The sequence below is a fragment of the Pseudomonas imperatae genome, from assembly GCF_057128625.1.
Genome location: NZ_JBSKHP010000011.1, coordinates 214,540 through 234,118 on the forward strand (window position 1 = coordinate 214,540; position 19,579 = coordinate 234,118).

19 protein-coding genes are annotated in these 19,579 nt (G+C 63.4%); 9 read left to right on the plus strand and 10 right to left on the minus strand.

What is annotated here, in order from left to right; genetic code table 11:
* Nucleotides 1-41 precede the first annotated feature (41 nt).
* The 4 genes from ACWKWX_RS16240 to ACWKWX_RS16255 all read left to right on the plus strand — a co-directional run bounded on the left by ACWKWX_RS16240 (nt 42) and on the right by ACWKWX_RS16255 (nt 6,101).
* Nucleotides 42-2,939 (plus strand): aminotransferase, encoded by a 2,898-nt coding sequence (locus tag ACWKWX_RS16240; RefSeq protein WP_483828287.1) that lies wholly within the window; start codon nt 42-44, stop codon nt 2,937-2,939.
* A gap of 131 nt (nt 2,940-3,070) precedes the next feature.
* The gene (gene aguA / locus ACWKWX_RS16245; RefSeq protein ID WP_416421951.1) at nt 3,071-4,177 is read left to right on the plus strand and encodes an agmatine deiminase; all 1,107 of its coding nucleotides are present in this window, start codon (nt 3,071-3,073) and stop codon (nt 4,175-4,177) included.
* Between the two features lie 182 nt (nt 4,178-4,359).
* Nucleotides 4,360-4,560 carry a hypothetical protein gene (locus ACWKWX_RS16250; protein ID WP_416421952.1) on the plus strand — a complete coding sequence of 67 codons (201 nt, stop codon included), beginning with the start codon at nt 4,360-4,362 and terminating at the stop codon, nt 4,558-4,560.
* A 263-nt stretch (nt 4,561-4,823) separates the two neighbouring features.
* Nucleotides 4,824-6,101 carry an OprD family porin gene (locus tag ACWKWX_RS16255; RefSeq protein ID WP_483828288.1) on the plus strand — a complete coding sequence of 426 codons (1,278 nt, stop codon included), beginning with the start codon at nt 4,824-4,826 and terminating at the stop codon, nt 6,099-6,101.
* A 32-nt stretch (nt 6,102-6,133) separates the two neighbouring features.
* Here ACWKWX_RS16255 and ACWKWX_RS16260 read toward each other — a convergent pair whose 3' ends face one another.
* Both ACWKWX_RS16260 and ACWKWX_RS16265 read right to left on the minus strand, forming a co-directional pair.
* On the minus strand, nt 6,134-6,775 hold the full coding sequence (locus tag ACWKWX_RS16260; RefSeq protein WP_483828289.1) for a CatB-related O-acetyltransferase: 642 nt from the start codon (nt 6,773-6,775) through the stop codon (nt 6,134-6,136).
* A gap of 28 nt (nt 6,776-6,803) precedes the next feature.
* The gene (locus ACWKWX_RS16265; protein WP_473005105.1) at nt 6,804-7,709 is read right to left on the minus strand and encodes a glycosyltransferase family 2 protein; all 906 of its coding nucleotides are present in this window, start codon (nt 7,707-7,709) and stop codon (nt 6,804-6,806) included.
* Between the two features lie 333 nt (nt 7,710-8,042).
* Between ACWKWX_RS16265 and ACWKWX_RS16270 the strand changes: the two genes are divergently transcribed.
* Entirely contained in the window at nt 8,043-8,537 is a 495-nt protein-coding gene (locus ACWKWX_RS16270; protein ID WP_416421956.1) for a hypothetical protein, read from the plus strand.
* A gap of 318 nt (nt 8,538-8,855) precedes the next feature.
* Here ACWKWX_RS16270 and ACWKWX_RS16275 read toward each other — a convergent pair whose 3' ends face one another.
* From ACWKWX_RS16275 to ACWKWX_RS16285, 3 genes are all read right to left on the minus strand, one after another.
* Nucleotides 8,856-9,302 (minus strand): DUF3828 domain-containing protein, encoded by a 447-nt coding sequence (locus ACWKWX_RS16275; protein ID WP_416421957.1) that lies wholly within the window; start codon nt 9,300-9,302, stop codon nt 8,856-8,858.
* Between the two features lie 152 nt (nt 9,303-9,454).
* Entirely contained in the window at nt 9,455-11,632 is a 2,178-nt protein-coding gene (locus ACWKWX_RS16280) for a TonB-dependent receptor (protein ID WP_483828290.1), read from the minus strand.
* Between the two features lie 189 nt (nt 11,633-11,821).
* The gene (locus ACWKWX_RS16285; RefSeq protein WP_416421959.1) at nt 11,822-12,241 is read right to left on the minus strand and encodes a PH domain-containing protein; all 420 of its coding nucleotides are present in this window, start codon (nt 12,239-12,241) and stop codon (nt 11,822-11,824) included.
* 137 nt (nt 12,242-12,378) lie between these two features.
* Between ACWKWX_RS16285 and ACWKWX_RS16290 the strand changes: the two genes are divergently transcribed.
* The gene (locus ACWKWX_RS16290; RefSeq protein WP_473005107.1) at nt 12,379-13,590 is read left to right on the plus strand and encodes a sensor domain-containing diguanylate cyclase; all 1,212 of its coding nucleotides are present in this window, start codon (nt 12,379-12,381) and stop codon (nt 13,588-13,590) included.
* 36 nt (nt 13,591-13,626) lie between these two features.
* On the opposite strand, the gene ACWKWX_RS16295 is transcribed toward ACWKWX_RS16290, so the two are convergent.
* Genes ACWKWX_RS16295 through ACWKWX_RS16305 form a run of 3 tightly spaced genes read right to left on the minus strand, consistent with a single transcriptional unit; the run spans nt 13,627 to nt 16,927 of the window.
* Entirely contained in the window at nt 13,627-15,198 is a 1,572-nt protein-coding gene (locus tag ACWKWX_RS16295) for a M48 family metallopeptidase (protein ID WP_483828303.1), read from the minus strand.
* Nucleotides 15,198-15,557, minus strand: coding sequence for a hypothetical protein (locus ACWKWX_RS16300; protein WP_483828291.1), 360 nt, complete (start codon nt 15,555-15,557; stop codon nt 15,198-15,200). The genes ACWKWX_RS16295 and ACWKWX_RS16300 overlap by 1 nt, the downstream gene beginning before the upstream one ends.
* Nucleotides 15,554-16,927, minus strand: a complete 1,374-nt coding sequence (locus ACWKWX_RS16305; protein WP_483828292.1) for a CHASE2 domain-containing protein — start codon at nt 16,925-16,927, stop codon at nt 15,554-15,556. Before ACWKWX_RS16305 ends, ACWKWX_RS16300 begins: the two co-directional genes overlap by 4 nt.
* A 210-nt stretch (nt 16,928-17,137) precedes the next feature.
* On the opposite strand from ACWKWX_RS16305, the gene ACWKWX_RS16310 reads away from it, so the two are divergent.
* Entirely contained in the window at nt 17,138-17,716 is a 579-nt protein-coding gene (locus ACWKWX_RS16310; protein ID WP_483828293.1) for a hypothetical protein, read from the plus strand.
* Nucleotides 17,713-18,108 (plus strand): hypothetical protein, encoded by a 396-nt coding sequence (locus ACWKWX_RS16315; protein WP_483828294.1) that lies wholly within the window; start codon nt 17,713-17,715, stop codon nt 18,106-18,108. Before ACWKWX_RS16310 ends, ACWKWX_RS16315 begins: the two co-directional genes overlap by 4 nt.
* A 259-nt stretch (nt 18,109-18,367) precedes the next feature.
* On the opposite strand, the gene ACWKWX_RS16320 is transcribed toward ACWKWX_RS16315, so the two are convergent.
* Complete coding sequence (locus ACWKWX_RS16320) at nt 18,368-18,676, minus strand: hypothetical protein (protein ID WP_483828295.1); 309 nt, start codon at nt 18,674-18,676, stop codon at nt 18,368-18,370.
* 197 nt (nt 18,677-18,873) lie between these two features.
* Here ACWKWX_RS16320 and ACWKWX_RS16325 point away from each other — a divergent pair, with 197 nt between their 5' ends.
* On the plus strand, nt 18,874-19,173 hold the full coding sequence (locus ACWKWX_RS16325) for a helix-turn-helix domain-containing protein (RefSeq protein WP_483828296.1): 300 nt from the start codon (nt 18,874-18,876) through the stop codon (nt 19,171-19,173).
* 138 nt (nt 19,174-19,311) lie between these two features.
* On the opposite strand, the gene ACWKWX_RS16330 is transcribed toward ACWKWX_RS16325, so the two are convergent.
* The coding region (locus tag ACWKWX_RS16330) for a hypothetical protein (protein ID WP_483828297.1) at nt 19,312-19,579 on the minus strand (268 nt) is incomplete at its 5' end.

A 19,579-nucleotide genomic window follows, 5' to 3' on the forward strand; every position in this document is an offset into this window, starting at 1 on the left:
AATGGCGTTATAAACGGTTACAACTACAAGAGGTCGCCCTGATGTCGCTCGCCACGTTGCTCCACCGGTCCAGCCAGCCCAGCCCCGTTGTCAGCGCCGCACAGGCGCTGGGGCTGTTGCAGGCCTACTACGGCCTGCACGGTGCATTGACGCCATTAGGCAGCCAGCAGGACCTTAATTTCCTGGTCGATACCGGGAATGGACGCTTCGTGCTGAAGATCTGTCACGGCGATTACGCAACCAGCGAGCTGCAGGCCCAGCATGCCGCCCTGGCCCACCTGGCGGCCAGGGGCGTGCCCGTGCCGGCGGTGCGCCTGACCCGCGACGGTAGTGACCTGTTCAGCGCCGCGGTCGATGGCCGGTTGCTGCAAGTGCGGCTGCTCGAGTACATCGAGGGCCAGCCATTGACCCGCGTGGGGCATTTTAGTGCCGGTTTGCGGGCGGAAATCGGCCAGTTGTGCGCGCACGTCGACCAGGCCCTGGCCGATTTCGACCACCCCGGGCTGGCTCGCACCCTGCAATGGGACCCGCGCCACGCCCATGCCTTGATCGCCGAACTGCTGCCGTCGCTGGCCGACCTGGACCGTCGCAGCCAGGTGGCCGAAGCGGCGGCCCAGGCCGAGCAGCGGCTGTTGGCGGTGCAGGATGAGCTGCCCAGCCAGGCGGTGCACCTGGACATTACCGACGACAACAGCGTGTGGCACCGCGATGCCCAGCGCCATTGGCGCCTGAGCGGGCTGATCGACTTCGGCGACCTGGTGCGCACCTGGCGCGTGGCCGACCTGAGCGTGACCTGCTCGGCGCTGCTGCACCACGTGGACGGCGACCCCTTCGCGATTTTGCCGGCCATCAAGGCCTACCATGCTCACAACCCGCTGACCCGTGCCGAGTGGCTGGCGCTGTGGCCGATGATCGTCGCCCGCGCGGCCGTGCTGGTGCTCAGCAGCGAACAGCAGTTGAGCGTGGCCCCCGGCAACGCCTACATCGCCGAGAATATCGCCCATGAGTGGCAGATCTTCGACGTCGCCACCTCGGTGCCCTTCGACCTCATGGAGGCGGCCATCCTGCAAGCGGTCGGGCTGGCGCCCACGCTGCCCGACCTGAGTGGCTGCGCCCCGCTGTTGCCCGGCCTGCAGCCCGCAGCGTTCCAGCGTGTGGACCTGGGCGTCCTCAGCGAGCACTTCACCGAGGGTAACTGGCAGCAGCCCGGCGCCGACGAGCGGCTGCTGATGGCCTATCCACAGGCCAGCGCCCTGTACGGCCAGTACCGGCTGTCGCGCACCCGCATCGACAGCGCCGAAGAGCCCGACACCTGCGCGCTGCACGTGGAACTGCACGTGCCGGCCGGCACCGCGGTGCAGGCGCCGTTCGCCGGTTTGCTGCGCCGCGCGGCCGACGCCGGGCTGTGGCTGGTGGGCGCAGGCGTGAGCCTGCACCTGTGGGGCGTGGACAGCGAGTTGGCTGCCGACACGCTGCTCGCCCGCGGCCAGCCCCTGGGCCAGGCCAACGGCATGCTGCTGGTACAGCTGTGCAGCGCCGAGGAACTCAGCCCGCCGTTGTTCGCTCCGCCCTCGCGCGCGCAGGCCTGGCAGGCGCTGTGCCCGTCGCCGCGGCCGTTGCTGGGCTTCGATTGCGACGCGCCACCCCAGGTTGACCCCCAGGCCCTGCTGGCCCGCCGTGACGCCAGCTTTGCCCGCTCGCAGAAGCATTATTACCAGGCGCCGCCGCAGATCGAGCGCGGCTGGCGCAACCACCTGATCGACCTGCAGGGCCGCTCTTACCTGGACATGCTCAACAACGTCGCGGTGCTGGGCCACGGCCACCCGCGCATGGCCCAGGTGGCCGCGCGCCAGTGGTCGCTGCTCAACACCAACTCGCGCTTCCACTACGCCGCCATCGCCGAGTTCTCCGAACGGCTGCTGGCGCTGGCGCCCGAGGGCTTCGACCGGGTGTTCCTGGTGAACAGTGGCACCGAGGCCAACGACCTGGCCATCCGCCTGGCCTGGGCCGCCAGCGGTGGGCGCGACATGCTCAGCGTGCTGGAGGCCTACCACGGCTGGTCGGTGGCCACGGATGCCATTTCCACCTCCATTGCCGACAACCCCCAGGCGTTGAACACGCGCCCCGATTGGGTGCACCCGGTTACCGCACCCAATACCTATCGTGGTGCGTTCCGCGGCGCAGGCAGTGCGGCGAGCTACGTGGCCAATGTCGATGCAACCCTCGCCAGGCTGGCCGCCGAGCACCGCCAGGTGGCCGGGTTCATCTGCGAGCCGGTGTACGGCAACGCCGGGGGCATCGCGCTGCCGCCGGGCTACCTGCAACAGGTCTACGCCAAGGTACGCGCCTTGGGCGGCGTGTGCATCGCCGACGAAGTACAGGTGGGCTACGGGCGCCTGGGCGAGCATTTCTGGGGCTTCGAAGAGCAGGGCGTGGTGCCCGACATCATCACCATGGCCAAGGGCATGGGCAACGGCCACCCCTTGGGCGCGGTAATCACCCGCCGGGAAATCGCCGAGGCGCTGGAGGCCGAGGGTTACTTCTTCTCCTCCGCAGGCGGCAGCCCGGTCAGTTGCCAGGTCGGCATGGCGGTGCTGGATGTGATGGCCGAGGAAGGCCTGTGGGACAACGCCCGCGTGGTGGGTGGCCACTTCAAGGCGCGCCTGGAAGGCTTGATCGAACGCCATCCACTGGTGGGCGCGGTGCATGGTTCGGGCTTCTATCTGGGAGTGGAGCTGGTGCGCAACCGCGAGACCCTGGAGCCGGCCACCGAAGAAACCGCGCAGCTTTGCGAACGCCTGCGCGAACTGGGAATTTTCATGCAGCCTACCGGTGACTACCTGAACATCCTCAAGATCAAGCCACCGATGGTCACCACCCGCCAGAGCGTGGATTTCTTCGTGGATTGCGTGGACAAAGTATTGTCTGAGGACCTTTGATCCGGATTAATATCGATTATTTGTCGGTTAGGAATCGCAAGCTTCCAACAATCCTGAATTTACTTTATCTTTATTCAGATATTTATCGATTTGCTGAACGCCCCCGAAGGGGCCCAGGAGTCTGACCCGCCATGACCACGCTAACCACTACCCCACGCGCTGACGGCTTCCACATGCCTGCCGAATGGGCTCCGCAAACCCAGGTGTGGATGGTCTGGCCCGAGCGCCCGGACAACTGGCGCCTGGGCGGCAAGCCGGTGCAGGCTGCCCACGTGGCCCTGGCCAAGGCCATCGCCCGTTTCGAGCCGGTGACCGTCGCCGTCTCCGCCGGCCAGTACGACAACGCTCGTGCACGCCTGGACGCGCCGAACATCCGCGTGGTGGAAATCAGCAACGACGACGCCTGGGTGCGCGACACCGGCCCGACCTTCGTCATCAACGACCAGGGCGAAGTGCGCGGCGTGGACTGGGGCTTCAATGCCTGGGGCGGCTTCGACGGCGGGCTGTACTCGCCGTGGAACCGTGACGAGCAGCTGGCCAGCAAGGTGCTGGAGATCGAACGCTGCAACCGCTACCACACCGAAGGCTTCGTGCTCGAAGGCGGCTCCATCCATGTGGACGGCGAAGGCACCCTGGTGACCACTGAGGAATGCCTGCTCAACCGCAACCGCAACCCGCACCTCACCCGTGAGGAAATCGAGGGCGTGCTGCGCGACCACCTGGCGGTGGACACCATCGTCTGGCTGCCCGACGGCCTGTACAACGACGAAACCGACGGCCACGTCGACAACTTCTGCTGTTACGTGCGCCCGGGCGAAGTGTTACTGGCCTGGACCGATGATTCCAATGACCCCAACTACAGCCGCTGCCGCGCAGCCATGAGCGTGCTGGAGCACACCAAGGACGCCAAAGGCCGCACCTTTGTGGTGCACAAGATGCCGATCCCCGGCCCTTTGTATGCAACCGAAGACGAATGCGCGGGCGTCGATCCGGTGGCTGGTACCCAGGAACGCAACCCTTCCGTGCGCCTGGCAGGCTCCTACGTCAACTTCCTGATCGTCAACGGCGGCATCATCGCGCCAAGCTTCGACGACCCCAAAGATGACGAAGCCAAGGCCATCTTGCAGCGCATCTTCCCCGATCATGAGGTGATCATGGTGCCGGGTCGCGAACTGCTGCTGGGCGGTGGCAATATTCACTGCCTGACTCAGCAACAGCCGGCGCCGTTTAAAGGCTGATCGAAGAGTCAAATGAAGAACCCGTCATGTGACGGGTTTTTTGTATCTATGCGGAAATGTCCGGCTTGCGTGGCACAGGTTTTGTATCGGATACAACGGCTTAAATGCCGGTACGTGTCAATCGTACTGTCATAAAGCGTGGGTAAGTTTGCCGCTCACGGATCCGGGAAAAAGGTGTCGATATGAACGCAGTCAGTGAGCCGGCTTCGCATCCATCGTCTATCACTGCAGAGTCCCTGCAGCGTGTGGCGCAGTGGTTGAAATGCAACGGCAGTATCAAGATTCAAAAGGCAGACCCCCTTCAGGTGCTCAGCGAGCGCTACCCGGCAGGCCTGCTCAGCCAGGCGGAACTCGAAGCGCTGCTGGGCTCCTTCCACCACTAGTTGCAAAGTCGTCACGACGACGCAGTGCCATGAGGCATGGAGCCTCCCCCTCCTGTTGCAAATCTGGTTATAACCCCCGAACTTCTTGTAAATTGACACTTGCGCTGGCCCCCCGCTAGGATTCCGCCCAACGCCTGTGGCGAACAGCCACCTGTCCAGTATTCGATAAGGCCCGCGTTGCATTCGTGCACGCGGGCCTTTGCGTCTAGCGTCGGGGAAAACTTACTGGGCGGGGCGTCTTAACCAGCAATAAGGAAAACAAGATGTTGAACAAAAGTATCGGTCTGATCGCCCTTGGCCTGATCGGCAGCACCCAGGCCATGGCCAGCGATCAAGACGATGCAAAAGGCTTTGTCGAAGACAGCCACCTGTCGGTGCTGGTGCGCAACGCCTACATTAACCGTGATTACAAGAACCACAACGACGACAAGTCCGAGTGGGGCCAGGCCTTCATTGGCACCTTCACTTCCGGCTTCACCCAGGGCACCGTGGGCGTGGGCGTCGACGCCTTTGGCCTGTACGCCAAGAACCTGGAACAATCCGACAGCCGCAGCGGCGCTGGCGGTATCGACTTCTTCCGCCAGGGCAGCGACGGTTCGCCTGCCAGCGACCTGGCTCGCGCCGGCGCCGCGGTGAAGTTCCGCTTCTCCAACACCGTGCTGAAGTACGGCGACCAGATGCCGTCGCTGCCAGTGCTGAGCTACGACAACAGCCGCCTGCTGCCGGAAAGCTTCACCGGTACCATGATCACTTCGAAAGAGATCAAGGGCCTGGAGCTGAACGTCGGTCACTTCACCGAAGAAGCGCAGAAGAGCGCCGAAGGTCGTGACAGCGGTGAGCTGAAAAGCCTGAACGTCTACGGCGGCAGCTATGCCTTCAACGACAACTTCAAGGCGTCGCTGTACGGCACCACCATCGAAAACGTGATGAAGAAGCAGTACCTGGGCATGACCTACGTGCTGCCGATCCAGAAGGATCAGTCCCTGACCCTGGACTTCAACGGCTACAAGTCCGAGATCGACAAGCAACAGGTCGCGAAGGCTGGCCTGGACGGCGACGCCAACACCATCTGGAGCCTGGCGGCCACCTACGCCGTGGGCCCGCACTCGTTCATGGTCGCGCACCAGAGCAGCACCGGCAGCACTGGCTACAGCTATGGTGGCTACCAGCGTAAAGGCGGCGTCGGCGACGGTGGTACGTCCATCTACCTGACCAACTCCTACTGGTCGGACTTCAACGGTGAAGACGAGCGTTCGTGGCAGCTGGCCTACGGCCTGGACTTCGGCGCCTACGGCGTGCCGGGCCTGACCTACAAGTTCGCCTACGTGCGCGGCGACAACATCACCGCGGGCGACGCCACCGGTGGTACCGAGCGCGAAATCTTCAACCAGCTGCAGTACGTGGTGCAGCAAGGCCCGGCGAAGGACCTGACCCTGCGCGTGCGCAGCTCGATCCTGCGCGTGTCTGACAACGTCAGCGCCTACAACGTCAGCGGTAACGAAGTACGCGTGTTCGTCGACTACCCAATCAACATCTTCTGATTGGCTGGCAACGCATGATCAACAGGCCCCGCTTATAGCGGGGCTTGTTGTTTGTGGGCCTGGCGGCTGTCGCTGTAGGCCAGGAAGGCTTCGGTGTCGTTGCTGCACAGGTAGCGCGCTGCCTGCTTCACCTCGTCCAGCGGCCAGTCCCACCAGGCGCTGGCGAGCAGGCGCTCGCGAATAGGCTCTTCGAAGCGCCAGCGGATGAACTTGCACGGGTTGCCGCCCACCACTGCGTAGGGCGGCACGTCGCGGGTCACCATCGCGCCCGCCGCCACCACCGCACCGTGGCCGATGGTCACGCCGGACAAAATGGTGACCCCGCGGCAGATCCAGCAGTCGCTGCCGATCACCACGTCGCCCTTGGACGGATTGTATTCGCCGGCGCCTTCCAGCCCCGGCAGGAAGGCCGGGAAGGGGAAGCTGCTGACCCAGTCGGTACGGTGCCCGCCGCCCAGCAGCACCGTGACTTCCTCGGCAATGGAAGAGTACGAGCCCACCGTGAAGGTGGTGTCGTTGCCGAACTTGACCACTTCGGGTTCGCCATACGAGCCCACGCCGATGGTGTACCGCGGGTAGCGGCGCTTCAGGCGTTCGTTGCCCTGCAGGATGGGGTCCAGGGCGCGGATGCGCTTGCGCTCTTTGTTAGCCTTGAGCTTCTTGAAAAACTTCATCGCGTACTCGTTCGATCAATTGCACACATCAACGCTTGTTGCGGCTGAACACAAGGCGTTTCAGGCGGCGTAGCGTCACCTTGTTCCACTGCTTGAGCGGAATGGTAAAAATCAACCGCCAGGCTTCACTCTTGTTGGCCACCACCGCGTACTTGAGGGCCTTGTTGATCGACACGGTACGTCCTTGCTCGTAGCCGGGGTGAGCACGGTAGGGGGCCAGCGCCTTCAGGTCCGCCTCCAGCAGCGTGCGGTAGCGGCGTGACAGGTTCTGCGGGTGGCGGCGGTAGCGAGTCACGTGCACCGGCAGTTGGTGCACCTCATAGCCTTGGCTGGCAACGCGCAAAGTAATCTGGAAATCCTGCACCTTGATGTCCGGGTCGTAGAAACCGGCCTTTTTCAGTGCCTCCATGCGGTACAGCGAAACAGGCGCGCCCATCACGATGGCGCCACTGATGATCTCGTTGAGGCTCAGGCGGCGCAGGGGCATGGTGCGCTGGCGCTTGGTGTCGTTGCCCTGGCTGTCCATGTAGATGATCAGCGCCCCCACGCAACCTACTTCAGGATGGGTGTTCAGGTATTCGGCGCGCAAGCGCACCGATTCGGGCAGCATGATGTCGTCAAGATCGGGGGTAGAAACGTATACCCCGCGGGCATGGCTCAGGCCGGTGTTCAGCGCGGCGCTGACACCTTGGTTGGCTTGAGTGTAGAGCTGGAAGTCGTAGGTTTTCTGCAGCTCCTTGAGCATTGCCACGCTGTTGTCGCTGGAGCCATCGTCTACCACGATGACTTCGAAATTTGGGTAGTCTTGCGCGAAAATGCTCTTGAGGGAGGCCTCGAGGAATTTTTCCGCGTTGTAGCAGGGCGCGATTATGGAAACCAGCGGCACGTCAATCTTCTTGCCAGCAAGATCTTGAGCGGTGAATGAAGCGGTCATTTTTTTGCCGTTTTTCCTGAGAACTGTTCCGGGGGCTGTGCACCGTAAGCTCAGGAATGCATGGCCAATTGCTTGTGGGCGAAACCTGAGGCGAAACACATGTCGTTATTGTATCCAAAATGGGCCAGCCGGCGTATGAATCATGCCGGCCGCCGCTTGGCCCATCGCCCATGACCTCTGCACGACCGCGGTGCGCCTGGGGTACTATCGGATCCTCATTCGCACAGGACGTTCCGCGCCATGCTGCATTTGCATCTTCGTTTGGGGGCCACGTCGCTGGCTTTGTTCACCAGCCTGATGGTAGGCGTGGTAATGCCGGCAGGTGCAGGGGAAATGATTGCCCTAAGCGCGGCCCAGCAGGAAATGGTAGACGGTATGGTGAAACTCGACGGCCAAATCGAGTATCAAAATATTGCTTTCGGCTTTGGCGTAATGCCTGGGGTGCCCACGGCCTACCAGGGCAGCGGTACGGATGACGGTGTGCTGATCCCTTTGGGCGGCGACCGCGAGATCACCGTCAACGCCGGTTACGACGCAGCCATGCTGGGCAGCACCCGGGCGGTGATGGACAGCGAATTGTCGGAAGTGGAGCCGGGCGGCGTGCAGCGCTCACCCGTGGTGCTGGACGCGCAGCCCGCCGAACAGGCCCAGTGGAGCGACAGCCAGGCGGTGCGCCGGGTGATCGTCGAATACCGCAGCACCGGCCCGGACGACGGTATCAACTACACCCTGCGGCTGCGCACCGATGCCCAGCACCAGCAGGCCGATGGCCAGGCGTTCGACGCGGTGGTGAAGTCGTTCAAGCACTACCAGATCCAGGAAGACTGAGCCCGCCTAACACACCGCCCCCGTAGCAGCGGCCGCAGGCCGCGTCCCACTCGCCGCGACCCGCCTGGCACACCACCTGCGCAAGACGCCGCCTAGCGGCAGCTGCTACGGCCCGGCGCCCCGTAGCAGCGGCCGAAGGCCGCGTCCCCGACGCCGCGGTCCGCCTGGCACACCGCCCGCACAAGACGCCACCCCGTAGCAGCGGCCGAAGGCCGCGTCCCACTCGCCGCGGTCCGCCTGGCACACCGCCCGCGCAAGACGCCGCCCCGTAGCAGCGGCCAAAGGCCGCGTCCCATGCACCGCCGCCAACCGGAAACATCACTGCTCGGTAGGAACAATCTCCACCGCAGTGATCTTCCAGCTGTCCTTGTCCTTGGCCAGCGTCACCTTCAGCACCTGGCTGTTGTCCTGGGTGGTGCCCAGCACCACGTTTTCCTGGGCGGTCGCGCCCTTGGCGGCCGTCTCGGTGACCTGGATATGGGTCAGCCAGGAATCATCGTAGTCCTGGGACTTGATGAAGTAATCCTCGTCCAGCCCGTCCTCGCTCTTGGCCTGCTTGTCGATCGACTTGATCAGGCTGTCGGCCACGTACTGCTGCATCTGCTGCGGGTTGTCATCCAGCGGCACCTTGTCGTCGCTGAGCCGCTTCAGGTACCAGGCGTAGAAACTCTGGGTGGTTTGCTGGGCCGACGCAGGGGCATCGGCCATGGCGATGGAAAGGTGGAAACCAGCCAATACACACAACAGGGAAAGCAGACGCTTCATGATCAGTTACCCAACAGAATGAGTGAGGGGTTGACGCAGCAAAGGCGCACAAAACAGCACGCATAGTACAGAGACCGGGCAGGGCAGGGCCAGTTGCACCACGCACAAATGAAAACGCCACTCAGGCGAGTGGCGTTTTCATACAGCGGCGGTCAGTAGTGGAAGTTCAGCGTCACTTGCGCCGAACGCCCCTCTGCCCAGGTGGCGTAGATGGGGTACGAGGAGGCAAAGTACTTGCGGTCGAACAGGTTCTTCAGGTTCAGCTGCACGTCCATGGACTTGGAAATCTTGTAGGACGTCATCGCGTCGAATTCCGAGTAGCCCGGGGTCCATTTCTTCGTCGTCGCGCTGACCGAGGCGTAGGTCAGGCTGGAGGCTTTCATGCCGGCGCCCACGGTCCAGTCCGGGTTGATGTCGTAGTAGGTCCACAGGGTGACGTTGTGCTTGGGCACCATCACCATCGGCAGGCCGTTGCCGGTAGGGTTGGACGGGCCGGCGTCGGTGGTCACCGCGTCCAGGTAGGAATAGCCACCGAACACGCGCCAGTTGCTGGTCAGGTCGCCCGCTGCGCCCAGCTCCACGCCGCGCACGCGCTGGGAACCGGCGTTGACGATGCCGCCCAGGCCATCGCTGACACGGGCATTGGTCTTGTCGGTCTGGAAAATCGCCGAGGTCAGCGACAGGCGACTGTCCAGCACGTCCCACTTGGCGCCCACCTCGATGTTGCGGCTGCGCTCCGGCGACAGGTCATTGTTGGTGGCGGTCAGCTGGTCGCTGCCACCGCCCAGGCCACCGTTGGCGCCCGGCGGGTTGGCCGAGGTGCCATAGGAGGTATACAGGCTCAGGTTGCTGACCGGCTTGTACACCAGGCCCACCTGGTAGCTGAACAGGTTAGCGATGTTCTGCAGGTCGGCAGCGCCCGACTGCTCGGCCTGGATGTTGTAGTAATCCAGGCGCACGCCGGTGTTCAGCAGCCATTGTTCCGACAGCTTCAGGCTGTCGAAAGCGTAGGCCGATGCCGTGTTAGTGGTGGTATAGGTGGGCTTGCCGGGGAAGCTGTCACCGTTCAGCGTCGAGGTGCCGGTCCAGTCCATGTCCGGGTCCCACTGGCCGATATAGGTGCAATTGCCGGCCACCGCGCAGCTGCCGCCGGTGCGGATGTTCTTGCCGGTGCTGTCGGCCACCAGGTAGCCCTCGTACTGGCTCTTCTCGTGGCTCAGCTCGATGCCGGTGGTCACGGTGTTGTCCAGGCCGAACAGCGAGGTCTGGCCGGTCAGCTCGGTCTGGTTGGCCAGGGTGTTGGTGGCGTACTTGCCGCTCTTGGCCTGCAACTGCAACTGGTTGGACGTGGAGCTGACGAACTGCGGGTTGGTGGCGATGTAGTCCAGGGTCGAGCGGCCGTAGGTGGTGGTGTTCTTCACCTTCCAGTTGTCGTCCAGCTCGTGCTCCACGCGGATCTCGCCGGTGTCGGTCTGGCCACGGCGGTAGTCGCGGTCCTTCAGGCCGTAGAACTGCGAGCGGCTGATCTCCGACGCTGGGGTGCCACCGGCAGCGTGGAACGGCACGCTGAAGTCCGGCATGTCGTCGGTGGACAAGTGGTAATAGCTGAGCGTGACCGTGGTCGGCTGGCCCAGCCCGAACGCGATGGACGGCGCGATGCCCCAGCGCTTGCTGAACACATCGGTGCGCCCCGGCTGGTCGGCGTCGTGGCCCATCACGTTGAGGCGGAAGGCGGTGCTGTCGTCGATCACCCGGTTCACGTCCAGGGTGGTGCGCTTGTAGGAATCGGTACCCACGCCAACGCTGGCGTCCAGCGAGTCCACCAGCTTCGGCGTCTTGGTCTCAATGTCGATGCTGCCGCCCACCGCACCGCGCCCGGCGTACACCGAGTCCGGGCCCTTGATCACGCTGATGCGCTCCACATCGAAGGTTTCGCGGTTCTGCACGCCGGTGTCGCGCATGCCGTCCACGAAGATCGAGTTGCGCGACTCGAAGCCGCGAATCACCGGCCGGTCCGCCGACGGGTTGGCCGCCGCGTCACCGCCCAGGAAGGTAATGCCCGGCACCGTGCGCAGGGCATCGGTAAAGGTGGTGGCGCCACTCTTCTTGATCACTTCCTGCGGAATGACCGTGATCGAACGCGGGGTGTCGATCAACGGCGCCGTCAGCTTGTAGGACGGCAGCTCTTTGGTCTGCGTATTGGCGTCGGCAACGGCGTCCACGGCGGTGGACGGCAAGGTGATGTCAGCCGCGTGGGCCAGCGGCATCAAGGTAACGAACGTGCTACAGAACAGGGCGGTATGCAGGCGTGATGGGGTGAACGTGAGCATGGGTTTTCCGCAGAGGGGCGAACGAGGGTGCGGAAAGATAGAGGGATTGTAACAAGTTGTAAATAAAACATATTCGTATTCGCGTTATATTTACACATCCCCGTAGCAGCGGCCGCAGGCCGCGTCCCATACGCCGCGCATGGGGGCTGGCCTTGGACGCAGCCTTCGGCAGCTGCTACGGGGGAAGGTTTAACGCACTGGGTTGCTGACGCCTTCGATCTGGCGTTTTACCTGCAACGGGTCGTCGATGCCTTTCAGCACCAGGTCGCTGATGCCGCGGCCGGTGATGCGCACCGTGCCGAAGCCCAGCAACCGGCCCATCACCGTCTGGTCCAGGTCCACGGTCTCGATCGACGACAGCTTCATCTCGTCCGTGGTGCGGCTGATGATCCCGCGCTTGTGGATAACCCGCTTGTTGGTCACGCCATTCTCCTGGCAGCGCAGGCTCAGCCACTTGTAGATGGCCACCGGCGACAGGATGCCCACGGTCAGCACCGCCAGCAGCACCCAGAACCACACATTCACCCAGCTCAGCCAGTGCAGCTTGAAAATAGCCTCGACCTGTTCGCCGGTCGACAGGGAACTCTCGATATAGGTTTTGCTCGCCACGGGTAACTCCTTGCAGTTGATGCGCAGGACTCTACCACCCCCAGCCGGCGCAACGGCAAGCACACCCGTCGGACAGACGGTTGCCCCCCCGCCAACCTGTGCGATGATGGCCCCAGGCCTTCTTCATGGTGACAAGCGTGGACGCTGATAGCGAACAGCCCCCACAGACCGACGTGACCGCAGACGAGCGCTTCCAGGGCCTGACGCGCTTGGCGCAACGACAGTTCGCCGTCGCCTGCGCCATGCTCATGCACACCCGCGACGGCCAGCCCGTGCTGCGCGCCAGCAGCGGCACCGCGCCGCGCGGCGACGCCGAAGTGCCGCGCAGCACCACGCCCATCCTCGATGCCGCCGGCCAGCCCCTGGGCGCGTTCATCCTGCTGGGCCGCCAGCAGCTGCACCCCGGCGAACTGCAACTGATGCACGACCTGGTGCAACTGGCCGCCGCCGCCCTGCTGGCCGAACAGCAGGAAGCCGCCACCCGCCAGCAACTGGCCCGCCTGGCCCTGGCCATCGACAACAGCGGCACCGGCGTGTGGGACCGCGACGTCGCCAACAACCAGATCCACTACTCCGCCGGCTGGAAAGCCCTGCTGGGCTACGAGCCCCACGAACTCACCCCGCACCTGAGCGATAGCTACAACCGCGTTCACCCCGACGACCTGCCCTTTGTGCAAGCCACCATCCAGGCGCACTTCCAGCAACGCACCAGCGCCTACGAAGTGGAACACCGCATCCGCTGCAAGGACGGCACCTACAAATGGATCAACAGCCGCGGCAAAGTCGTCGCCCGCGACGCCGCCGGCAACCCCCTGCGCATGATCGGCACCACCACCGACATCACCGAGCGCAAGCGCCTGGAAGCCGACCTGCAGGCCCACGCCAGCATCGACTTCCTCACCCAACTGCCCAACCGCCGCCACTTCATGCAACAACTCAACGCCCAGCAGAACAACGCCTGCGTGCTGATGCTCGACCTCGACCACTTCAAACACATCAACGACCGCTGGGGCCACGCCACCGGCGACCTGGCGCTAAAACACTTCGCCAGCATCCTCAGCGCCCAACTGCGCAAGACCGACGTCGCCGGGCGCATCGGCGGCGAAGAATTCGCCGTACTGCTACGCGGCACCCACAGCCGCGAAGCCTGCGCCTTCGCCGTGCGCTTGCAGGAAATGCTGGCGGTGACGCCATTGATGCATGGCGGGCAAGTGATAGGGCTGACAGTGAGCATCGGCGTCAGCGACCTGCGCGAAGGCGATGGCGGGGCGGAGGCGGCGATGGGCCGCAGCGACCGGGCGCTGTACCGCGCCAAGGCCAGTGGGCGCAACCGCGTGGTTGCGGAGTAAAAGCGCGGTGGCCAGGCCCTGGCCACCGCGCTCAGGTCAGGCTTTCGCGGGTGCCAGCTTCTGGCAGCTCTGCCGTTGCGAGGGGTACTGCTCGCACTGTTTCAGCAGGCTTTCCACCTGCCCGGTGTCCTTCAACTGTTGGTGCGCCTGAAGCTTCTGCATGATGAACAGCTCCTGCGAGCCCAGCGCGCGCTCGCCTTTGTCGATGGTGGCCAGGGCGCTGCTGGGCTCGTGCTGCCCCAGTTGGTAGGCAACCATGAACTCATACAGCTCGGGGCTGGCCAGCGACCAGTCCTTGATGGCCAGCAGGTCCTTGATGGCGTCCTGCTTGCGGCCCTGGGCCAGGTGCAGGCTGAATGAGGCGCGGCGAATGCCTGGCTGGTCGCGCACCGGCGACGCCAACGCCTTGGCATTGGCCGCTTCGGCGGCGCGCAGGTCGTTGCCGGCCAGCGCCACCAGCACCGCGTTCGCGTCGCGGTAGGCCTGCAGGGCCACCGCCACCGGGGCAGCGTCGCGCACCTTTGGCCAGCTGCGCTTATCCACACGGGCACGGCGCTGTTGCGCGTATTCGCGCTGCAGGTAACTGCGTAGCTCTGCGTCACGGTCCAGCGGCGACATGTGCACGCGCTGGAAATACCCGGTGGCCGCCTGCAGGCTGGTGCTCAGGCCACCGTTGACGAAGGCATTGAGCTCCTTGGTCAGGCGGTTGAGGTCCAGCTGTGTCAGCGACTCCGTCATGGCGCTTTTGCGCTCGGCGAGGAAGCTGCTGAGCAGCGGCGCCTGCTTGCCCTGGTAGTCGTTCAGCCGCTCCAGTGAATAGCTCGCCCCCCGCGGCGCGTAACCGGCGCGAATCATCAGGTCGGTGCCCAGCAGGTCGGCCTGGTCTTCCTGGGTGCGCGCCCAGGCGGTGCTCCACACGTTTTCCGAGAAGCTGTTGATCAGCGCGCCATAGATCATGGTCTTGCTGATGGTGTTCTGGGTGCGCAGCGGGTCCTTGCTGACAAACTTCATCTGCCCGGTGCTGCGGTCCACGCCGGTGCCGGCGACCACGCTGCCCACCACCACCGAGGTCGCGAGCCCTACCACCATGTCCTTCTGCTGCTTGAACGCGGCCATGCGGTCGTGATGGTGCAGCAGCACGTGGCTGATCTCATGGCCGAGCATGGCCGCGATTTCATCCTCGCTCTCGACGCTCTCGAGCATGCCCAGCGGCACGAACACGTTGCCGTAGGCATCGGCTGATGGCCCGAAAATATTGCTGTCGACGATCCGCACTTGCAACGGCGGCGCCTCGCCCGGCCAGCCCTTGGCCAGGCGGTTGACGATGCCCTGCAGGTAGGCCTGCAGCATCGGAATGTCCACCACGTTGTTCTGCCGGGTGTCGCCGGCCGGCACGCTGCGGCCGTCGTAGCTCAGGCGCTGGGCGCTGACCCGTTGCGCGTCCAGCCGGTAGTACTGGCGCACCTCGGCGTCGTCGACATAACGCCCTTGCAGCCGCGCTTGAGTGGAAGGCCCCACCAGGTTCAGCACCGCATCGGGCGCGCCTTTCAGGGTGCCGCAACCGCTGAGCAGGCCCGTGACCAGGCACGCCATGGCGCTACGGGCCATCATTCCTTGCAGCCGCCGTAGCCGATGGTGGAGTTGTTCTCCTTGCTGGCCGGCAGGCCGGTCTTCATGTCCTTGCAGCCCAGCTTCACTACCTTGGTGGGGTTCATGCGCAGGTCCTGGGTGTCCAGCCACACCAGCTTGCCCGCCAGCTCCACCTGCACCTGGTCCAGGCCTTCGTTGTACTGCAGCACCGGCAGCGGCGGCTTGGGCGCATCCTTGAGCGGCAACTCACCCACCTGCTTGCCCTGGGCATCCATGATCGCCACCGGGTCGGCCAGGAAGCCCTCCACGGTCTGGGCGGCAGCCGCGGCGCCTTGGCTGAACACCGCAGCCAGCAGCATGACGATGACTTTGTTCATCCTTGATTTCCTTTTTCTGGAGCAGGGGGTTTGGAGAAAAATTGGTCGACCTTGTCGCCGAACAGCGCGAGCGACAGCGTGCCGATACCCAGCACGTTCGCCGGGGTTATGTGCAGCAGATACAGCACGCCAGTGAGCAGCAGGACCAAGGCCACGAAGGCGGACCAGGTGCCCAACGTACGGTTGTGCAGCCGCCTGTGCCAGTGCTTGGCCCAGGCCGGAAAGTGCCTGGCAGATTCCCTATCGCCCGTGAGTTTCTTCAGCACGGCAATCAGCACCAGCAGCGTCAGCTCAATGGCGTCTACCCACGTCACCTCGAACCCGCCTATGGGCATTGAGTCAGGGTCATGGTTGTAGCTCATGCCCTTGCTGATCAGGTTATCCAGCGCCATGGCGTGCAGGTACACGCCCGGGATGCTGCCGTGCACGGGCGAGGTCACCACGTCGTTAGCCGAGGTGATATCCGCCCCCACCAGCACCAGGCGGTCCTGCAGCAGCGAGCGCACCAGCTCGCGGTCTTCCGCACTGTTGGCTTCCAGGTCGCTGGCATTGAGGGTCAGAGTGTAGGGGCAACGGCCCTTGTCCGAGCCTTTGCGCTTGGCAATAAGCCCTTCGAAAAACTCGCCAATGGCGCCCAGCAGCGACGCCTGGCCCGTGTTGCAATTGCCCAGGCGCGACACCAGCGCTTGCTGCGCGGGCGGCTCATTACCCCACTGCACGGCGATGGGCGACGCCTCGCTGGCCGCCTGCACATCCTTCGGCAACCCGGCACAAGCCCGCCCCTGGCAGTAGTGGCGGTACAGCGCCATGGCCGGGGTCTCCATCAGCCCCAGGCCCGTGGCCAGCGCCAGCGGGTACTGGTCGCTCTGCTCGCTCCAGCTCACCAGCGCCGGCTGCGTCACCGCCACCAAAGGCCCGCGCGCGTTCGCCTCCGTCGCATCACCGGCCTTGCGCCCGGAGTTGGCCACGTACAAAGGAATGCCCTGGCGTTGAAAACGCTCGAACACATTCGCCAGCAACTCAGGGCTGCGGGCCGGGTCGCCCCCGGAGTGGTCGTGGCTGAACATCAGGTCAACGAACACCGCGCGCGGCTTGGCCGCCAACAAGCGCTTGAACAGTTTGCTCTGCTCGTCATAGGGCAGCGGCCAATACGTGTCGTGGCTATCGAGATACGCATCATCGATCAACACCACCGCCACCTGCTGCTGGCCTTGCGTGGGGTAGAAGTGCGCGGCCACCCGGTTCAGCCACTTGGCGGAAACAGCGTCGCTGGAAGAGGTGACACCGAACGGGTCCATCACCGCCAACAGACCCAGCAGCACCCCGAGCAGCCATTGGCGTGGGGTAAAAATCTTCAAACAGGCCGACATCCCTGGCTCTTGGTTTTTTGAATGAGGCGGCTTTGTAAAGGACTGGCGGCGGTGATGTCAAGATGATGGCGTCAATGAAGAAGAATTCAGACAAGCCATCGGAAATTAAATAAAGCGCTTCGGAAAAGTCCTACAGCTTCAACCATCCGGCCTGTTGAACATGACCACCGGGCATCAGCCCGCCACCCATGACCACACGGAGCACAACGGATGCGCATCGAATTCGACCTCAACCTGGACCCCCACGACATCGCCGAACTGGCACGCATCATCGGCTGCCCAGCGGCGCAACTGCCCAGCGCCCTGGCCGGCTACGGCACCTCGGCCCTGCAGGAATACCTGGCCATGATGCGCGGCCAGAAAGCCTTCAAGCGCGGCACCGACATCCACGAATACCGCCTCTTCCTGCTGATAGAAAACGTCTTCGGCCGGCGCATCCCCGACGAACAGACCGTCAGCAAAATCTTCCAGACCACCCCCAGCGAAAGCCGCGGCCTGCTGCGCTCCATCATCTCCAAATACCAATACCTGCTGCGCGACGCCATCGACGCCACCCTGGTAGTGGTACTCGAAGCCGCCACCGCCCAAACCGCCACCGGCCCGTACCTGGTGACCATGAGCAGCGTCAACGTGATCGAAGAACTCAACAAAAAACTCGCCACCCTCGACGGCACCCTCGCCTCCGTCAGCAAAAAGCGCGGCAGCGTGTCCACCTACGAAATCACCAAATCCTCCTACGACCGCTTGTGCACAGAGCTGGGCGCCACCCCGGCGGTGTACGTGCCATGAGCGACGCCATCTCGGCGGCCAGCCTGCTGATGGCCGTGGTCGCGATTCTCTACGGCGCCTGGTACCAGGAGATCAACCACGCCACTCGGTTGAGTGTGCCGATTCACGATCGGCATGAGCCCTTGGCCGTGGTCGAGGCAGCCCTGTTCGGCCGGTGCCTGCCGTTGGCGGCGATGGGATTGATGGTGGTGCTGGTGTTCTTGCCGGATGTGTTGGAGATCATTTGGCACGCGTTTGGAGTGGCGCGCGAGAGAGGGCTGGGGGCGTACGCGATGTACGACTCGGCGCGGGTGGCGTTCTGTTTGGTCGTGGTGGTGGGGGGAGCGGTGGCGGGGCATTTGTGGTGGATGACGGGGGTGTTGATGGGGTTGAGGCGGCGGCTCAAGGCGTGATGTTTGGGGTAGTTACCCACAGCCCGTTTGGCCGCCAATTTATGTGTGGGAGCGGGCTCTGCCCGCGAAAAGAACGCTGCGGTTGTGCAGGAAAAACTATTAACATCAATGAGTTATACATGTGGATAACTTGGTTTCGGTCCATCTTTTAGGAGGCTTTGCGTTGTTGGTAAAAATATCCACAACACGCGCTTAGAGATTTTCCACAGGCGCCTAGTCCACCCACCCCTACCAAGTTATCCACAGTAAAATCGCCGGCCTAAAGCGCCTGCCGAGCATCCTCAATCACCGCACCCAACCGCTCCCGCAACGGTTCAATCAGGCACCGAACCTCGTCCGCCGGCAGCTGATCCGTATGCGCCGAATCCAACAGTTTGGCCATCAGCGCCATCCCATCGTGCACGTCGGCCGCAGCCTGAAACGCCCCTCTCAACGCCTCCACTTCAAGGATCACGATGCCCAGCATCGTCTGCCAATCCTGAAGCAACTCATCCTCCACCGGCTCGCCAGAACCGATGAACTGCTGAAGCTCGTTTTGCAGCTTGCGTAGGTACTTATCGATATTCACAGCAGCTAATCCTTGCGGAAGCCCGGCATCAAACCGCCTCGCTTCTCGCCTAAAAAGGCAATGACGCAGCCTTCCATCATGACTGCGCCCAGGCGTCCTTTCCCTCAAGAAAGCACAGATTCTGCCGAATACTAAGGAAGTCTTAGTATGCGGTCAACGTGAATCTAAGAATCTCTTAGCCTTTACGCGGCTAAAAAATGAGCACGTTCAGCAAGCGGTTGAAGGAAGCACGGAAAGCGGCAGGGATCTCCCAGGAGCAGTTGGGGATCGAGGCGGGGATAGAGCCGGCGTCGGCTAGCGCGCGGATGAATCAGTATGAGAAGGACAAGCATGTGCCGAACCCGGAGATGGTGAGGCAAATTGCTGCGGTGCTGCGGCTGCCGGCTTCGTATTTTTATAGTGAGGATGATGATGAGGCGCGTTTGTTGGTGGCGTTTTATCGGATGTCGGGGGAGGAGCGGGCTAGGGTGATGGGGGTGGTGGCTGGAGCAGGTTGAGGCGTTGCAGAGCTGGGTGCTATTGGCCGGCTGGCTGCTGCGCACGACGCATCTTGGTACGCTTATTCGCTGTTCAATCGAGCCTTTAAGGATAAATTCGCGACGTGCCGAGATGAGTGCCGCCGTCCAGTAATCTCCTTAAGGAACAAAGTTGTGAGGAAGACAAAGCGTTGCCTTTGCTGCGACTCGAGCGATGCGATGGTTCATTTCGACGATCGGGCCATGACCGTCGATTACCAAAGCCTCGTTCGTGAGGTGGTTGGACTTTCTGGCTGGGAGTGCAGAGAGCGTGGTGAGGCTGAGTTTGATGGGAACAGCGCGGTTCGTTATGTAGTGGTCAACTGATCCCGGACACTGCGTTAAGTTTTTCCTCGGCAACGGCAGGCGCCAAGCCGTCGTTGAACTG